Raw genomic sequence first — 18,376 nt, forward strand, 5'->3', positions numbered from 1 at the left:
CCCCCAGACTGAGCGCCCCTCGACCGCAGTGTTCCGATAGCCGATCCGTGCGCGTGTAGTGGCTCGATCGGCTATCGGAACATGTGAGGCGTTGCTCGATAGCGGATCGGTACGTGTGAGCTGTCCGGATCGGCTATCGAGGGCTTCCGCTTCCGCTTCCGCGTCCGCGTCCGCGTCCGCGTCCGCTTCCGCTTCCGCGTCGGCGTCACGGATCCGATCGGTGTGCGCCGTGCCGGCACCGCACTGAGTCGACGCACGTCGTCCCAGGGCGCGAGATCGTCGGCCGCATGGCGGGAAGACGCGACCGCTCACCCCGAGACTCACCCCACGCGGCGGGCACCCGATCGCGCCTCGGAACGCTCCCGCGGCGCCCCCGTAGACGACCACCCCTGACCTGCCACGACGCCGCCGAGCCGACATGCGGTCGCTCGGTGGCGTTCACCGCACCACCCCGGCACGGACACCTCGGGACGGTTCCCTGGGAGCGTCCAGGGCGCCGGGAGCGGTGGCGACGGATGTGGAACGGGCTGAGCCTGTCCCCACCGTCGACCAGCACGTGCAACGGCGCACGTGCGAGATTGGGGATTTCATGCGCAAGCACCCGGTGCGGGCAGGCGTCGTCGCGACGCTCGCCAGCGCCTCGATGATCGGGACCATCGGTCTCGTGACGGCGGGAGCGGCCACAGCCGCGGTCTCGCCCGGGGCGCCCGTCGTCATCAACGAGGCGTACGGAGGTGGCGGTAACGGGGGCGCGACCTTGCGCCGCGACTTCGTCGAGCTGTACAACCCCGGCACCGCGCCGATCGCGCTCGACGGGTACTCCGTCCAGTACGCGAGCGCGGCCGGGGCGTCGTGGCAGGTGACGGCGCTCACCGGGTCGATACCCGCGAAGGGCTATTTCCTCGTCGGACAGGCCGCTGGAGCCGGTGGCTCCGTCGACCTTCCGGCCGTCGACGTCAACGGCAGCATCCCGATGAGCGGCACCGGCTTCAAGGTCGCCCTCGTCTCCTCGACGACCCCGCTCACGTGCGGTGCCACGTGCGCCGCCGACCCCGCCGTCGTCGACCTCGTCGCGACCGGAGCGGGCTCCGCCGGAGCCCCCGCGCCGGCGCCCTCGGCCTCCACCTCGATCAGCCGCACGAACGGCGTCAACACGGCGAACAACGCCGCGGACTTCACCGCGGGCGCCCCCACCCCGACGAACGCGGCGGGCCAGACGACCCCAGGCACCGACCCCGACCCCGACCCGGGCGACGACCCGCTCGAGCGGACGATCGCCGAGATCCAGGGCACGGGCGACGCGACGCCGCTCGCGGGCAAGCTCGTGCGGACGACGGGCGTCGTCACGGCGGCCTACGCGACCGGCGGCTTCAACGGCATCGTCGTCCAGACCCCGGGAGCCGACACGACCCCGGGCGCGTCGGACGCGATCTTCGTCTACCTCGGCTCCGGCAACGGCGCGGGCGGTCACGCGATCGGCGACCACGTCACCGTGACGGGCACCCCGGCCGAGTTCAACGGCCTCACGCAGATCACGGGCCCCGGCCTCGTCGTCGCGGCCGACGCCGCGGGCACGGGTGCCGCGGTGCCGCTAGCGATCGAGTGGCCCGAGAAGGACACCGACCGTGAGGCGGTCGAGTCCATGCTCATCGCCCCGCAGGGCGACATGACGGTGACGAACACGTACTCGACGGGCCAGTACGGCGAGGTCGGCCTCGCGGTCGGCACGACGCCGCTGCTCCAGCCGACCGACGTCGCCCGCCCCGGCACCCCCGAGGCCGCTGACGTCGCGGCGGACAACGCCGCGCGCGGCGTCGTCCTCGACGACGGCGCCTCGACGAACTTCACGTCGTCCGCGAACCAGTCGCAGACCCCGCCGTACGTCTCGCTCTCGAAGCCCGTGCGCGTGGGAGCGAAGGTGACTTTCGACGCCCCGCTCGTCGTCGACTACCGCAACAACACGTGGAAGCTCAACCCGACGTCACAGGTGACGCCGGGCCAGGAGTCCGCGACTTTCGAGAACACGCGGACCGACGCCCCGTCGGCCACCGCGCTCGGCGCAGGCGACCTGACGATCGCGTCGTTCAACGTCCTCAACTACTTCACGACGCTCGGCGCGGACGTCCCCGGCTGCACGTCCTACGAGGACCGGGCCGGCACCGGCATCACGGTCCGTGAGTGCACCGGAGACGGGCCGCGCGGTGCGTGGGACGGCGCGAGCCTCGCCCGCCAGCAGGCGAAGATCGTCGCGGCGATCGACGCGCTCGACGCGAGCGTCGTCGGCCTCATGGAGATCGAGAACTCCGCGAAGCTCGGTGAGAACGCCGACGAGGCCGTCGTGACGCTCGTCGCGGCCCTCAACGCGTTGGCCGGCTCGGAGCGCTGGGACTACGTGCGGTCGTCGGCCGACCTGCCTCCCGTCGCGGAGCAGGACGTCATCACGAACGCGATCATCTTCCAGAAGGCGAAGGTCACGCCGGTCGGCGCGTCCGTCGCGCTGGGCGACCTGTCCGGCTCGGGCGAGCCGTTCGTCAACGCGCGTGAGCCGATCGGCCAGGCGTTCGCGCCCGCCGCCGGCGGTGCGCCGTTCCTCGCGGTCGTCAACCACCTCAAGTCGAAGGGCTCGGCGGGACCGCTGACGGGCGACGCCGACACGGGTGACGGGCAGGGCGCGTCGAACGCGTCGCGCGTCGCTCAGGCCACGGCGCTCAAGGACTGGGTGCCGACGGTCCTCGCGGACCTCGCGACCGACGGCCACCAGGTCGCGGACGTCGCGCTGCTCGGAGACTTCAACTCCTACGCGCAGGAGGACCCCATGAAGGTCCTCCGCGACGCGGGCTACACGGACTCGCAGACGAAGAACCCGGCGACCGAGCACTCGTACTCGTTCTCGGGCCTGTCGGGCTCTCTCGACCACGTGCTGCTCAACGACTCGATGCTTGCGCGCACGACCGGCGCGGACATCTGGAACATCAACGCGCCCGAGGCGATCGCGCTCGAGTACTCGCGCTACAACAGCCACGGCACGCTGTTCTACGACGAGACCCCGTTCCGCTCGTCGGACCACGACCCCGTCATCGCGGCGTTCCGCGCGAACACCGTCTCGGCGACGTCGAAGCTCACGTTCGTCAACATCAACGACTTCCACGGGCGGATCGACGCCAACACGGTGAAGTTCGCGGGCACGATCGAGCAGCTGCGCAAGGCCGGCGGGGAGGGCTCGACGCTCTTCCTCTCGGCCGGTGACAACATCGGCGCGTCGCTCTTCGCGTCGGCTTTCGCCAAGGACACCCCGACGCTCGAGGTCCTCGACGCGCTCGGGCTCGAGGCCTCGGCGGTCGGCAACCACGAGTTCGACCAGGGCTTCGCGGACCTCACCGGTCGCGTGGACACCGAGGCGGACTTCACCTACCTCGGCGCGAACGTCTACGCCAAGGGCACGACGAACCCGGCGCTGCCGGAGTTCAAGATCGTCGAGAAGGACGGCCTCAAGGTCGGAGTCATCGGCGTCGTCACGCAGGAGACCCCGACGCTCGTCACCCCGGCGGGCATCAAGGATCTCGACTTCGGTGACCCCGTCGACGCGGTCAACCGTGTTGCGGTCCAGCTCTCGGACGGCGACGAGGCGAACGGCGAGGCCGACGTCCTCGTCGCCGAGTTCCACGAGGGTGCCTCGGCGGGCGACTCGGAGAGCACGACGCTCGAGACCGAGCTGGCCAAGAGTGGCGCGTTCACGAAGATCGTCGAGGAGACGTCGCCGCTGGTCGACGTCATCTTCACGGGCCACACCCACAAGAAGTACGCGTGGCTCGCACCAGTGACGGGCGGCGGCACGCGTCCCATCGTCCAGACGGGCAACTACGGCGAGAACGTCGGTGTCGTCGAGATCACCGTCGACCGCGCGTCGGGCGACGTCACCGACGCGTCCGCCCGCAACGTCGCCCGCACGACGACCGCGGACACCGACCTCGTCGCGGAGTTCCCGCGCGTGGCGGCCGTCAAGACGATCGTCGACAAGGCGCTCGCCGACGCGAACGAGATCGGCAAGCAGCAGGTCGGTTCGGTGACGGCGGACATCACCACCGCGTTCACGGGCGGTACCTACGGCCCCGACGGCTACGTCAGCTCGACGCCGGGCACGACCGTCGGTCGCGACAACCGCGGCGCCGAGTCGACCATGGGTCGCCTCGTGGCCAACGCGCTGCGCGACACCCTCAAGGGTGTCCAGGCCGGCGCTGACATCGGCGTCGTCAACCCGGGCGGCCTGCGCGGCGAGCTCCTCTACGCCAGGAGCGGCGAGGAGACCGCGGACGGCATCGTCACGTACGCCGAGGCCAACGCGGTGCTCCCGTTCGTCAACAACCTCTGGTCGACGACGCTCACGGGCGCGCAGCTCAAGGTCATGCTCGAGCAGCAGTGGCAGACCAACCCCGACGGCACGATCCCGTCGCGGTCCTACCTGCAGCTCGGCCTGTCCGACAACGTGTCGTACACCTACGACTCCACGCGGGCGCTCGGCGACCGCATCACCTCCATCACGGTGAACGGCAAGAGCGTCGTGGCGGCGGACACCTTCCGCGTCGGCACGTTCTCGTTCCTCGCGACCGGCGGTGACAACTTCCGGGTCTTCACCGAGGGCACGAGCACCGTCGACTCCGGTCTCATCGACCGCGACGCGTGGATCGCGTACCTCACGGCCCACCCGAAGCTCGCCCCGTCCTTCGCGGAGGCTGCGGTCGAGATCACGGGTGCACCGACGACGCTCTCGGTGGGCGACGCCGTGTCGATCGGGGTCAAGGGCCTCGACCTCACGAGCCTCGGTGCCAAGCGCAACACGTCGATCACGGCGACGCTCCACGGCGGCAACCTGCCGGCCACGGGCATCGCTCTCGGCACCGCGACGGTGACCGACGGTGCGGCCACGGTGACCGGGACCGTCCCGGCCTCGGCGGCACGCGCGACGCAGGTCCGGCTCGCGGTCGCGGGCTCGGGCACCGTCGTCACCCTGCACCTCGACGCGGCGGTCGCCGTGCCGACGGGGCAGAAGAACCTCACGCTGCTCAACATCAACGACTTCCACGGGCGGATCGACGCCAACACGGTGAAGTTCGCGGGGACGGTCGAGCAGCTGCGCAAGGCTGGCGGGGAGGGCTCGACGCTCTTCCTCTCGGCCGGTGACAACATCGGCGCGTCGCTCTTCGCGTCGGCTTTTGCGAAGGACACCCCGACGCTCGAGGTGCTCAACGCGCTCGGGCTCGAGGCCTCGGCGGTCGGCAACCACGAGTTCGACCAGGGCTTCGCGGATCTCACCGGTCGCGTGGACACCGAGGCGGACTTCGCCTACCTCGGCGCGAACGTCTACGCCAAGGGCACGACGAACCCGGCGCTGCCGGAGTTCAAGATCGTCGAGAAGGACGGCCTCAAGGTCGGCGTCATCGGCGTCGTCACCCAGGAGACCCCGACGCTGGTCACCCCGGCCGGCATCGCGAGCCTCGACTTCGGTGACCCCGTCGAGGCCGTCAACCGCGTCGCGGCCCAGCTCTCGGACGGTGACGAGTCGAACGGCGAGGCCGACGTCCTCGTCGCCGAGTTCCACGAGGGCGCGTCCGCCGGCGACACGGAGAGCACGACGCTCGAGGCCGAGCTGGCCAAGGGCGGCGCGTTCGCCGAGATCATCACCGAGACGTCGCCCCTGGTCGATGTCATCTTCACGGGCCACACCCACAAGAAGTACGCGTGGCTCGCACCGGTGACGGGCGGCGGCACGCGCCCCGTCGTGCAGACCGGCAGCTATGGCGAGAACATCGGCAAGGTCGTCCTCAACGTCGACACGGCGACGAACGCGGTCGTCTCGGCGACCGTCGAGAACGTCGCGCGCACCTCGGCGTCGGACGCCTCGCTCGTCTCCGCCTACCCGCGGGTCGCGAACGTCAAGCAGATCGTCGACGACGCCCTCGCGGCGGCGAACGAGGTCGGCAAGCAGCAGGTCGGCACGGTGAAGGCGGACATCACGACCGCCTACTCGGGCGGCAGCTACGGCCCGGACGGCTTCGTCGGCCCGGGACCGAAGGTCACGGACGGTCGTGACAACCGCGGCGCTGAGTCCACCCTCGGCAACCTCGTGGCCAACGCGCTGCGCGACACCCTCGCGGGCGTCCAGGCCGGCGCCGACATCGGCGTCGTCAACCCGGGCGGCTTGCGGTCCGACCTCCTCTTCGCGAAGAGCGGCGACGAGGCGACCGACGGCATCGTCACCTTCGCGGAGGCCAACGCGGTGCTCCCGTTCGTCAACAACCTCTGGTCGACGACGCTCACGGGTGCGCAGCTCAAGACGATGCTCGAGCAGCAGTGGCAGACCAACGCGGACGGCACGATCCCGTCGAGGTCCTACCTGCAGCTCGGCCTGTCCGACAACGTGTCGTACACCTACGACTCCACGCGGGCGCTCGGCGACCGCATCACGTCCATCACGGTGAACGGCAAGAGCGTTGTGGCGGCGGACACCTTCCGCGTCGGCACGTTCTCGTTCCTCGCGACCGGCGGTGACAACTTCCGGGTCTTCACCGAGGGCACGAGCACCGTCGACTCCGGTCTCATCGACCGCGACGCGTGGATGGCCTACCTCACCGCGAACCAGGGCCTCGAGCCGTCGTTCGCGGAGCGTGCCGTCGAGGTCACGGGCAACCCCGCAACCGTCGTCGCCGGCACGGCGCTCTCGTTCGGCGTCGCGGGTCTCGACCTCACGAGCCTCGGCGCGAAGCGCAACACGTCGATGACGGCGACCTTCCACGGAGGCACGCTCCCGCAGGCAGGCGTCGCGCTCGGCACGATCCCGGTGACCGAGGGCGTCGCCACGGTCGCGGGCACGGTCCCGGCGGCAGCCGCCACCGCGACGGTGCTCCGCCTCACGGCCGTGCCGTCGGGCACCGTCGTCGAGGTCCCGCTCACGGTGACGGCCCCGGTCGTCGTCGACCCCGTGCGGACCAGCACGACGCTCACCGTCACGGGCGACCGCGTCGAGGGTCGCGAGCTCACGCTCACGGCGAAGGTGACCCCGGCCGCGGCCGGCGTCGTCGAGTTCCTCGACGGCAGCAAGGTCGTCGGGCGCGTCACGGTGGCCTCGGGCACCGCGACCCTCCGCACGTCGAGCCTCGCGAAGGGCGTCCACCGCCTCGCCGCGCGGTTCGTGCCGACGGACCCGAAGGCCTACCTGGGATCGACCTCGGCGACGAGCGTCGTGACGATCGCCGCACGGCCTGTGGTGAAGTCCGCGGTCTCGGTGTCGATCAAGGTCTCCCCGTCGCGCGTCGCCTACGGCACGGCGGCGAAGGCCACCGTCACCGTCGTGGGCAGGACCGCGGCGCCCAAGGGCGTCGTCGGGATCTACGACGGCAACAAGCGCATCGCTCTCGGCACGCTCAAGGTGTCGGGACGCACGGGCAAGGTGACCGTGACGCTGCCGAAGTCCCTGAAGACCGGGACCCACCGCCTCACGGCACGCTACGGCGGGACGTCGACGACCCTCGCGGGCACGTCGAGCGCCACGTCGCTCAAGGTGGTCAAGGCGAAGCCGAAGGTCACCGTCTCGGTCGCCCGTGACGGCCGGAGCATCACCGTGCGCGTGAGCGCCAAGGGCTTCACCCCGACGGGCAAGGTCTCGGTGCGCGTCGACAAGGGCCGCACCAAGGTCGTGACGCTCCGCAAGGGCACCACGAAGGTGACGCTCGAGAAGCCGCGCCGCGGCAAGCACGTCTACACGGTCAGCTACTCGGGCACGTGGGACACGGAGAGCAAGACCGTCAAGGTGACCCGCGTCATCCGCTGACGTTCCGCCTGCAGCGGGGCCGTGCGCGGAAGCGCACGGCCCCGCTGTGTTGTGCCACGACGCGGTGCTGGCCATGATGCGGTGCTGTGCCACGACGCTGTGCCGTGCCACGACGCCCGTGCGGGATGTCGGAGGCATGGGGGAGGATGGAGGACGCCGGGCAACCCCGGCCTCGTCCGTACGCACCCGCAGGAGAACCCGTGTCGATCAAGGTCACGACGGTCAACGTCAACGGCATCCGCGCCGCCTACCGCAAGGGCATGGACGCATGGCTCGCCACGGAGGCCCCGGACGTCGTGCTCATCCAGGAGGTGCGGGCGCCCGACGACATCGTGCACGACCTCATCGGCGACGGCTGGCACGTCGTCCACCAGGCGTGCACCGTCAAGGGACGCGCGGGCGTCGCGATCGCGTCGCGGCTGCCGCTGTCGGCCGCACGCATCGGCCTGGCGGAGCTCGAGCCGGACGTCGACACGGGCCGCTGGGTCGAGGCCGACGTCGAGCTGCCATCGGGCGGGACGCTCACGGTCGTCTCGACGTACATCCACTCGGGCACGGCCGGCACCCCGAAGATGGACGAGAAGTACGCGCACCTCGAGAAGGTCACGGTGCGGATGCGCGAGCTCGCCGCGGCCGGCGGCTACGCGGTCGTCGCGGGTGACATCAACATCGCCCACGCCAACAACGACATCAAGAACTGGAAGGGCAACCTCAAGAGCGCCGGGTTCCTCCCCGAGGAGCGCGCGTACCTCGACCTGTGGTTCGGCGAGCTCGGCTTCGTCGACCTCGGCCGGCGCTTCGCGGGCGACGTGCCCGGCCCGTACACGTGGTGGTCCAACCGCGGCCAGGCCTTCGACAACGACTCGGGCTGGCGCATCGACTACCACATGACGACGCCCGCGCTCGCAGACGCCGCGACGTCGATCGAGGTGGGGCGCGCGGCAAGCTACGACACCCGCTGGTCGGACCACGCCCCGCTCACGGCGGTCTACGACATCTGAGGTCCGGCCGCTACGGCCTGAGCGCCTCGAGCGACTCGCCGAGGACCGCGATCCCGTGGTCGAGGTCCTCGGCGTGGATGGTGAGGGGCGGAGCGAGCCGCAGCGTCCGCCCGTGCGTCTCCTTGGCGAGGACGCCGCGCCCTGCCATCGCCTCGCACACTGCGCGGCCCGTGACGCCCCAGGCGTCCGGCACGTCGACGCCGGCCCACAGCCCGACGCCCCGCACGGCGTCGAGCAGCCCGGCGCGGCGCAGCTCGTCGAGACCGTCGTGCAGCCTCACCCCGAGCGTGCGTGCACGTTCCTGGAGGTCGCCGGGCTCGAGCAGCCCGACGACGGCCAGCCCGACCGCGCACGCGAGCGGGTTGCCGCCGAACGTCGACCCGTGCGTGCCGGGCGTGAGGAGATCGAGCACGTCGGCCCGCCCGACGACGCCGCTCACGGGCAGGATCCCGCCGCCGAGCGCCTTGCCGAGGCAGGTGAGGTCGGCACGCACGTCGCTCAGCTGCGCGGCGAGCGTCGTGCCCGTGCGGCCGAGGCCGGACTGCACCTCGTCGAGCACGAGCATCGTGCCCGTGACGTGGCAGAGCGCGCGCAGCGCCGGCAGGTAGCCGGAGGAAGGGACGACGACGCCCGCCTCGCCCTGGACGGGCTCGACGAGCACGGCGACGGTCGTCGCGTCGATCGCGGCGCGCACCGCCTCGACGTCGTCGTACGGGACGACGCGGAACCCGGGCGTGTACGGCCCGAAGTGGTCGTGGACGTCGGGATCGGTCGAGAACGACGTGATCGTCGTCGTGCGGCCGTGGAAGCTGCCGGAGGCGACGATGATCGTCGCCTCGCCGTCCGGCACGCCGCGCACGAGGTAGCCCCAGCGACGCACGGCCTTGATCGCGGTCTCGACGGCCTCGGCGCCCGTGTTCATCGGCAGGTAGCGCTCCGTGCCCGTGAGGCCGGTGACCGCCTCGGCGAACGGCTCGAGCAGCGGATGCTCGAACGCGCGTGACGTGAGAGTGATCCGGTCGAGCTGCGTGTGCGCGGCGGCGAGCAGCGCGGGGTGACGATGCCCGAAGTTCAGGGCGGAGAACCCGGCGAGCATGTCGAGGTAGCGGCGGCCCGAGGTGTCGTGGACCCAGGCGCCCTCGCCGCGGGTGAGCACGACGTTCAGGGACTCGTAGTTGTGGACCAGCGCGGACATCGTCGACCTCCCGGACCAGGGGAGCCGGTGGACCGACGCCCGGTCACCCGAGCGTAGCGCGGCGCCTCCGGCGGCGGGCCGGGAATCCTCAGAGCATGGGCCGGGCTGCCCGCTGGTGCCTGCGGGCACCCGAGGGTCAGGCCGTGCGCCCCACGAGCGTCCGCAGCGCCTCGATCGTGCGGCCGGCGGCGTGACCGTCGCCGTACGGGGTCGCGTCCGTGGTCTCGGGCGTGGGCCGCGAGGCGGCCTCGCCGAGCGACGTCCCGCCACCCGTGCCCGACGGGTCGCGCGGGTCGACGAGGACGTTCCAGCCGAGCTCGACGGTCTCGACCCACTCGGTCTCGGTGCGGACCGTCGTGCAGGGCACGCCGAGGAGGAAGGCCTCCTTCTGGAGGCCGCCCGAGTCGGTGACGACGCCGCGCGAGGCGAGGACGGCACCCACGAGCTCGGGGTAGGCGAGCGGCGCGTGGAGGTGCACCGCGCCCGACCACTCGACGCCGGCCTCGGCCGAGCGTGCGACGAGCCGCGGGTGCGCGAGCAACAGCACGGGCACGGGCAGCGCCATGAGCTCGGCGGCGATCGCGCGCAGGCGCAGGGGATCGTCAGTGTTCTCGGCGCGGTGGAGCGTCGCGACGAGGAACTCCCCGCGGGCGAGCCCCGCCGCGGCGAGGACGGCGTCGACCGCGGACGTGTCGGCGAGCGCACGCTCGCGCACCTGGAGGAGGACGTCGGTCATGACGTCGCCGACGAGCACGGTCGAGGCAGCGAGGCCCTCGGCGGCCAGGTGGGCCACCGCGACCTCGGTCGGTGCGAGGCAGAGGTCGGCGGCGTGGTCGGTGAGGACGCGGTTGATCTCCTCGGGCATCGCCCGGTTGAACGACCGCAGGCCGGCCTCGAGGTGCGCGACGGGCACGTGGAGCTTCACCGCGGACAGGGCACCTGCGAGCGTCGAGTTCGTGTCGCCGTAGACGAGGACGACGTCGGGGGCGAGCGCCTCGATCGCGTCGTCCATGCCCGCGAGGATCTGCCCCGTCTGGGCGCCGTGCCCGCCCGAGCCGACGCCGAGGTGACGGTCCGGCGCCGGGATGCCGAGGTCGCGGAAGAAGACGTCGGAGAGCATCGGGTCGTAGTGCTGACCCGTGTGGACGATCGCGTGGTCGACGCCCGCGGCTGCCGCGGCGTGCGCGACCGGGGCGAGCTTGACGAACTGCGGGCGGGCACCGACGACGGAGAGGATCTTCACGCGGCGAGCCTACCGGCGGTTCAGAGCGTCGCGTAGAGCGCGAGCAGGCGGTCGAGCACGCCGTCGGCCCCGTGGCGTTCGCGCACCCACGCCGTCCGCGCGGCACGCGCCGCGGGGGAGTCGTCGGGTCCCGCGGCGAGCGTCGCGCGGACGACGTCGACGAGCGACCCCTCGTCCGAACGCACGACGGGCTCGTCCCCGCGCACGTGCGCGACGAGCGGTCGCCCGAGCGCCAGGGCCTCGAGGTCGGAGATGCCGAGCGCTCCCGCGCGCTGCTGCCCGACGACGAGGTCGGCCCCCGCGAGCAGGGCACGGAACCCGGCCGCGTCCTGCAGCGGGACGAGCCGAACCCCCGCCGCGCGAGCGTCGGTCGCGTACGCGCCCCAGTCGAGGCCGACGACGTCGAGGCCGTCGGCCGCGAGCGTGCGCGCAGCCGCGACGAGCGACATCCCACCCTTGGCGTCGTCCCAGCGCATGTTGAGCACGACGCGCGTGCCGCGGTGCGCCCCCGCGGGATCGGGCGTCCCCGCAGCGGGGGCGAAGAGCGCGTCGGGCACGGGGTTGGGCAGGTAGACGGCGTCGTCGCGCAGCTCACGCGCGAGGTCGAGGAGGTCGGGCGTCGCGACGAGGACGAGGTCGGCGCGCCGGACCGCCGCGCGCACGACGGGCCCGAGCCAGCGCGAGCGCGCGTCGACCCGCACGTCGGTGCCGTGGAGGTGGAGGACGACGGGTCGCCTGGTCACCCAGCCGTAGTAGCCGGTGACGCCGTAGTGGAGGTGGGCGACGTCGGTGCGCGCGAGCGGGCGGACGGCCCGGACGAGGTCGAGCGCGCGGCGCGCCGCGACGACGGGCGCCGGCGCCCCGCGCCCCGCGGGGATGCGTCGCAGGTTCCACGCGAGCCCGCGTGCGCGGGCCGTCGTCACGAGCGTCGTCGCGACGCCCGCGACGTCGTTGACGTGGAGCGCGCGCGGACCGGACGTGGCGGGGCTGGTGGGCACGTCACGAGACTAGCCCGCGCGGCGTCCTACCCTGGGTGCGTGAGCGAGCCCGAGGTCGACGTCGTCGTGGCGGTGCACACGCCCGAGCGGCGCGTGGAGCGGGCCGTCCTCTCCGTCCTGCTCACGGAGGTCGACGTGCGCGTCACCGTCGTGTGCCACGGGACGCCCCCGGAGGGCATCGCGGAGCGGCTCGGTCCGCTCGCCGACGACGCACGCGTGCGGCTGCTGCCGCACGTCGACGGCGTCCCGAGCCCCGCGGGGCCGTTCAACGCGGGCCTCGACGCCGCGACCGCGCCCTGGGTGTCCGTCATGGGATCGGACGACGCGCTCGAGGTCGGTGCCATCGACGCGTGGCTCGCGCTCGCGGCCCGCACGGGTTCCGAGGCGGTCCTGCCGCGGCTGCGGCACGCCTCCGGGGCCGTCGTGCCGACGCCTCCCGCGCGGCCGTGGCGGACGCGGGACCTCGACATCGTGCGCGACCGTCTCGCGTACCGCACCGCGCCGCTCGGGCTGCTGTCGCGGGCTGCGCTCGACCGCCTCGGGCTGCGCATGACGCCGGGCCTGCCGTCGGGCGAGGACCTCGCGCCCTCGACGCTCCTGTGGGCCGGCGCGCGCGGCGTCGCGTTCGACCGCCGCGGGCCGGCCTACGTCATCGGGGCCGACGCGGCCGAGCGCGTGACGCTCACCGTGCGGCCCGTCGCGGCCGACCTCGCGCCCGTCGACGACCTGCTCGCCCGGCCTGAGCTGCGCGGCGCAGACACACGCGTGCGCCTCGCCGTCGCCGCGAAGCTCGTACGGATCCACGTGCTCGCGGCGGTCCACAACCGTCGGACGACGGGGCTCGACGACGACGACCGCGCCGCGCTCGCGGCCGGCGCGGACGCTGTCGTCGCGCTCGCCCCGGGCGTGCTCGACGTCCTCTCGCGCGCCGAGCGTGACCTGCTCGACGCGATCGGCGCGGGTGCTGCGTCGGCACGGCTCGTCGAGCTCTCGGACCGGCGCCGCCGCCACGGCACGCCCACGACGCTCGTCCCGCGCGACCTGCGTCGCGTCCTCGCGCGCGAGGCCCCGCTGCGGCTCATGGCCGCGTCGGTGCTCGTGCGCTGACGCAGCCAGGACCAGCGCCCGTCGATATGCTGGACGGCGGGCGGCCGCGCGCCGCCCGCCCCTCTCGACCTCGTCCTAAGGACCCCCATGCGCATCGCTGTCATCGCCCTCGGCAAGATCGGACTCCCGCTCGCGGTGCAGTTCGCGAGCATGGGGCACGACGTCGTCGGCGTCGACGTCAACCCGCGGACCGTCGAGGCGGTCAACGCGGGGCGCGAGCCTTTCCCGGGGGAGGCCGAGCTCGCCGAGCGGCTGGCCGAGCTCGTGCCGGCGGGGCGCCTGCGCGCGACGACCGACTACGCGGACGCCGTCCCGGGCGCCGAGGCGGTCGTCCTCGTCGTCCCGCTCTTCGTCGACGAGACGACCGCGCAGCCGGACTTCGGCTGGATGGACGCCGCGACGGCCGAGCTTGCGAAGCACCTCACGCCCGGCACGCTCGTCTCCTACGAGACGACGCTCCCTGTGGGCACGACGCGCGGCCGCTGGAAGCCCATGCTCGAGGCCGGTTCGGGGCTCACGGAGGGTGAGGACTTCCACCTCGTCTTCTCGCCCGAGCGCGTCCTCACGGGGCGGGTCTTCGCCGACCTGCGCAAGTACCCCAAGCTCGTCGGCGGTCTCTCGGCGGAAGGTGCCGCGCGCGCGACGGCGTTCTACGAGGCCGTCCTCACGTTCGACGAGCGCCCCGACCTGCCGCGCCCCAACGGCGTGTGGGACCTCGGCTCGGCCGAGGCCTCCGAGATGGCCAAGCTCGCCGAGACGACGTACCGCGACGTCAACATCGGACTCGCCAACCAGTTCGGCGCGTTCGCCGAGAAGGCGGGCATCGACATCTACGCGGTCATCGACGCCTGCAACTCCCAGCCGTTCTCGCATATCCACCGCCCGGGCATCGCCGTCGGCGGGCACTGCATCCCCGTCTACCCGCGCCTGTACCTCTCGGTCGACCCGGACGCGTCGGTCGTGCGCGAGGCACGCGCGGTCAACGCCGCGATGCCCGAGCGCACCGTGGCGCGCGCCGCGGACCTCCTCGGCAGCCTCGACGGCCTGCGCGTCGTCGTCCTCGGCGCCGCCTACCGCGGCGGTGTCAAGGAGACGGCGTTCTCGGGCGTCTTCGCGACGGTCGCCGCGCTCGCGTCGCGCGGTGCGACGGTGACGGTCCACGACCCGCTCTACGCCGACGACGAGCTCGCGGCGCTCGGTCTCGCAGCGCACCACCTCGGTGAGGCCGCGGACCTCGCGGTCGTCCAGACGGACCACGCCGACTACCGCACGCTCACGCCTGCCGACGTGCCCGGCGTCCGCCTCCTCGTCGACGGGCGCCGGGTGACCGACGCCGCGCTGTGGGCGGGGACGCCGCGCGTCGTCGTCGGGCAGGGATCGCCGTCATGACAGCCGACCCGCACGCCCGACGCGCATGAGCTGGGCGGCCGTCGTCGCCCCGGCGACAGTGCTCATGGCGCTCCTCGTCGTGCCCGGGTGGGTGCTCCTGCGGCTCGCCGGCGTCCGGGGGCTTCTCGCGCTCGGTGGCGCCGCCCCGGTCTCGGTCGCGCTCGTGGGCGTCACGGCGCTCGCGGCGGGCATGCTCGGCGTGCCGTGGGGCTGGGGGCCGCTCGGTGCGGCGCTCGCCGCCTCGGCGGTCGCTGCGTGGGCCCTGGGCCGGTGTGTCGTCCACGAGCAGCGCGTACGCGGGCTGCGGCCCGCGGGCCTGTGGGCGAGGCGCTTCGAGCTCGGAGGTGCCCGCTGGCCGTGGGTCGCCGCGACGCTCGCGGTCGCCGTCGTGCTCCTCGCCGTGCCGATGGCGATCGGCATGGGACGTCCCGACGCCGTGCTCCAGCAGTGGGACGCCGTCTTCCACCTCAACGGCCTGCGGGCCGTCCAGGACTCGGGCCTCGCCTCGAACCGCGGCGCGATGCGCCCGCTCTACGGCGCGATCGGCGACCGCGTCTACTACCCGGCCGTGTGGCACGCGATGGTCTCGCTCCTGCCCGCAGGCGGCTCGGTGACGCTCGCGGCCAACGCGTCGACCTTCGTGCTCGGCGGGCTCGTCTGGCCGCTCGGCCTCGCGGCGCTCGTGCGTGTGCTGCTGTGGCGCTGGTGGACCACCACGCCGCTCGCGCTCCTGCTCGTCGGCACGTTCGGCGCGTTCCCGGCCGTCCTTCTCTCGACGCTCGCGCAGTGGCCGTTCGCGACGGCGATCGCGCTCGTACCGGGCACCGTCGCGCTCGCGGTCGCGAGCCGCGCGCGTGTCGACGGCGGGGTCGCGGCGACGGCGCCGGCGCGGCTCGTCAGCTCGCTCCTCGTCGTCCTCACGGCGGCGGGCGGCGTCGCGCTCGCGCACGGCTCGGGCGTGTTCTCGCTCGGGCTCGTCCTCGGCCCGTTCGCCCTCGCGTCGCTCACGCACGCGGCCTCACGGCGGTGGGACGCGGGCCAGCGCGGGCGCGTCGTCACCGGCGCCGTCCTCGGTTCCCTGGGCGTCGTCGCGGGGCTCGTCGTCGTCCTCACGAACCCGACGATCCGCAACATGCTGTCCTACCCACGGGAGTCGAGGGCCTTCTACCCGAGCACGGTCCTCGGCTCGCTCCTCGACCAGCCGCTCTCCGGGCCCCTCGGCGACGTCGTCGTCGCCGTCGCGACGGTCGCAGGGGTCGTCATCATCCTCCGGTCGCGCATCGGGGCCGTGCCGGCCATGACCCCGGGGGGCTCGCCCGCACGGGCCGAGCGCGGCCGCGGTGACCTCCAGGGCCTCACGTGGGTCGTCGGGGCGTGGGCGCTCGTCCTCGTGCTCACGGCGCTCGCGGCGGGACCGCAGACGCCGCTGCGCGTGCTCACGGGCCTCTGGTACTCGCAGGCGGCGCGCATCCAGGCTGTCCTCCCGGTCGTCGTCGTGCCGCTCGCGGCGCTCGGCTGCCTCGCGATCGGGGGGGTCGTCGCGCGCCGATGGGCGCAGCGGGCTGACGTCCGCGGCGGGACGCGTCCGCGTGGCGCCGTCGTGCTCTCGACGCCGTCGCGTGCCGCGACCGGCGTCGCGCTGCTCGCGCTGGTGGTGTCGGTGCCGTGGGCGGGTACCGCGACCGCGAAGCGCTTCAGCGAGGCGTACGAGGCCGGGGCGACGCGCTGGGGTCACATGCTCTCGCCCGAGGAGGTCGTGCTGCTCGACCGCCTCGACAGGGTGCTGCCGTCCGACGCTCTCGTCATCGGCGACCCGGCGAACGGAGCCGCACTGGTCTGGGCGGTCGCCGACCGCCGGGTCTTCCTGCCGCAGCTGTCGGTGTCCAACCTCACGGCGGACCAGCGGCTCCTGCGTGCGTCGTTCTCCGACCTCATGACGAACCCGGACGTGTGCGACGCCGTGCGCCGCACGGGGATCACGCACCTCTACGTCGACACGGCGACCGCGGCGGACGGCGCCAAGGTCGACGCGGGAGCACCGGGCCTGCACCGGGCGCCCACGGAGGGTGTCGAGGTCGTCGATGCGGAGGGGACCGCGACGGTCTACCGGATCACGGCCTGCCAGGACTGACCGTGAGATGTGGGCCCCAGGACGCGGGCGAGCCCCGACCACGCGGACGTGGTCGGGGCTCGCTGCTGTGCGGCGGCGGCGCTCAGCGCCCGATGCGCTCGATCTCGACGAGGTGCGCACGGGCCTCGCGCGTCGCGATCCGCTGCGTCTGGGTGGGATCGAGCAGGACGACGGAGCCGCCCGTCGACCACGCGTTGAGCGAGGAGCGGAGCGTCTGCAGGAGCTTGCCGCGGCGGCCGAGGTGGTCGGCGTGGTGCGTCGTCGGCTCGTCCGCGCACGTCACGCAGTCGGCGTCGGACGTGAGGAGGATGCGGTCGCCCTGGGGTGCGACGCGAGCGGACTCGGCCCAGTCGACGAGGTCGTTGTACGAGACGGTCACCGCGCCGCGAAAGGCGCCCGTGATGATCGCGAGGGAGTCCGGCACGGGGTCGACGACGGGGCCGAGGACGTCGCCGTACGTCATGACGGCGCCTGCGGCATCGATCGCGCCCGTGGGGAGCGTGTCGTCGAAGGCGCGGGCGAGGGCGGGCAGGGCGACTGCGACGAGCGGGACGTCGTAGCCGGCCCACGCCTCGGGGCGGTGCGTGATCGCGACGTCGGCCTCGACCTCGTCGTCCTTGGGGGAGACGAGCGAGAGCGTCGCGCCCGTGCGCCACACGGCGAGCGCCCACACGAGCGTGCGCCAGTGGGCGGGGAGGTCGAGCGCGACGACGGTGCCGGGCGCCGCGTCGAGCTCCTCGACGAGGAGGTTCGACGTCTTCGTCACCCAGTTGGCGAGGACGGCGCCCGAGAGCTCGATCCTCTCGTCGTCGGGGCCGTACCAGGTGAGGCGGGGTCTGCCGGGATCCTGGGTGAGGGTCGCGAGGATCGCCGCGACGGGAGAGGACGTCATGGGGAGAGCCTACCGAGCCTTTGCCTGCGTCGTGACCGTCCGTGACCTCCGTGCGACTCCCGTGGCGGGTGCTGACGGGGCCGTGGGAGGTTCCTCACCCACCGGATAGCACACCGCGGCTTGACGAACCCGCATGACACGCATGTAATTTAGGTAACGGATCTTCGCCAGGCACCGTGCGGGCGTCGACCACGGCGTAGGTGACGGGCAACGACGCCCGGGATCTTGCCGGGGCGCAGGTCCGGCAACATGCGCAGCGACTGAAGGGGGAGCACCATGTGGAACCTGCTCGAGACGGACGGCCCGTTCCCGTCCGACGCGAGCCGTCCCGTGGGGGCTGACATCCTCACGCTCGGCATCGACTCGGACGAGACCGTCCTCGCCTGGCAGGACCGCGCGCTGTGCGCACAGACCGACCCCGAGGCGTTCTTCCCCGAGAAGGGCGGCTCGACGCGCGAGGCCAAGCGCGTCTGCACGGGCTGCGAGGTCCGCGCGGAGTGCCTCGAGTACGCCCTCGCGAACGACGAGCGCTTCGGCATCTGGGGCGGGCTCTCCGAGCGCGAGCGTCGCAAGCTCAAGCGAGCGGCGGTCTGAC

The 18,376-nt window shown here is 73.0% G+C and carries 10 protein-coding genes; 6 read left to right on the forward strand and 4 right to left on the reverse strand.

What is annotated here, in order from left to right:
• Nucleotides 1–589 precede the first annotated feature (589 nt).
• On the forward strand, nt 590–7,825 hold the full coding sequence (locus tag G7063_RS03775) for an ExeM/NucH family extracellular endonuclease (RefSeq protein WP_166413200.1): 7,236 nt from the start codon (nt 590–592) through the stop codon (nt 7,823–7,825).
• A gap of 146 nt (nt 7,826–7,971) precedes the next feature.
• Nucleotides 7,972–8,826, forward strand: coding sequence for an exodeoxyribonuclease III (locus G7063_RS03780; RefSeq protein ID WP_166413201.1), 855 nt, complete (start codon nt 7,972–7,974; stop codon nt 8,824–8,826).
• Between the two features lie 10 nt (nt 8,827–8,836).
• Here G7063_RS03780 and rocD read toward each other — a convergent pair whose 3' ends face one another.
• From rocD to G7063_RS03795, 3 genes are all read right to left on the reverse strand, one after another.
• Nucleotides 8,837–10,021, reverse strand: coding sequence for an ornithine--oxo-acid transaminase (rocD, locus tag G7063_RS03785; RefSeq protein WP_166413202.1), 1,185 nt, complete (start codon nt 10,019–10,021; stop codon nt 8,837–8,839).
• Nucleotides 10,022–10,157: 136 nt separating this feature from the next.
• Nucleotides 10,158–11,264 (reverse strand): non-hydrolyzing UDP-N-acetylglucosamine 2-epimerase, encoded by a 1,107-nt coding sequence (wecB, locus tag G7063_RS03790; RefSeq protein ID WP_166413203.1) that lies wholly within the window; start codon nt 11,262–11,264, stop codon nt 10,158–10,160.
• 20 nt (nt 11,265–11,284) lie between these two features.
• Entirely contained in the window at nt 11,285–12,262 is a 978-nt protein-coding gene (locus G7063_RS03795; RefSeq protein ID WP_166413204.1) for a glycosyltransferase family 4 protein, read from the reverse strand.
• 39 nt (nt 12,263–12,301) lie between these two features.
• On the opposite strand from G7063_RS03795, the gene G7063_RS03800 reads away from it, so the two are divergent.
• From G7063_RS03800 to G7063_RS03810, 3 genes are all read left to right on the forward strand, one after another.
• Nucleotides 12,302–13,369, forward strand: a complete 1,068-nt coding sequence (locus G7063_RS03800; protein WP_166413205.1) for a glycosyltransferase — start codon at nt 12,302–12,304, stop codon at nt 13,367–13,369.
• 87 nt (nt 13,370–13,456) lie between these two features.
• Nucleotides 13,457–14,758: a nucleotide sugar dehydrogenase gene (locus G7063_RS03805; protein ID WP_166413206.1), complete on the forward strand. Its 1,302-nt coding sequence runs from the start codon at nt 13,457–13,459 to the stop codon at nt 14,756–14,758.
• Between the two features lie 25 nt (nt 14,759–14,783).
• Nucleotides 14,784–16,889, forward strand: a complete 2,106-nt coding sequence (locus G7063_RS03810) for a DUF6541 family protein (RefSeq protein ID WP_166413207.1) — start codon at nt 14,784–14,786, stop codon at nt 16,887–16,889.
• 82 nt (nt 16,890–16,971) lie between these two features.
• Here G7063_RS03810 and G7063_RS03815 read toward each other — a convergent pair whose 3' ends face one another.
• On the reverse strand, nt 16,972–17,781 hold the full coding sequence (locus G7063_RS03815) for a TIGR03089 family protein (protein WP_166413208.1): 810 nt from the start codon (nt 17,779–17,781) through the stop codon (nt 16,972–16,974).
• A gap of 276 nt (nt 17,782–18,057) precedes the next feature.
• Between G7063_RS03815 and G7063_RS03820 the strand changes: the two genes are divergently transcribed.
• Nucleotides 18,058–18,375, forward strand: coding sequence for a WhiB family transcriptional regulator (locus G7063_RS03820; RefSeq protein ID WP_166413209.1), 318 nt, complete (start codon nt 18,058–18,060; stop codon nt 18,373–18,375).
• The last annotated feature ends 1 nt before the right edge of the window (nt 18,376 follow it).

It is taken from the genome of Sanguibacter sp. HDW7 (genome assembly GCF_011300875.1).
GTDB lineage: Bacteria > Actinomycetota > Actinomycetes > Actinomycetales > Cellulomonadaceae > Flavimobilis.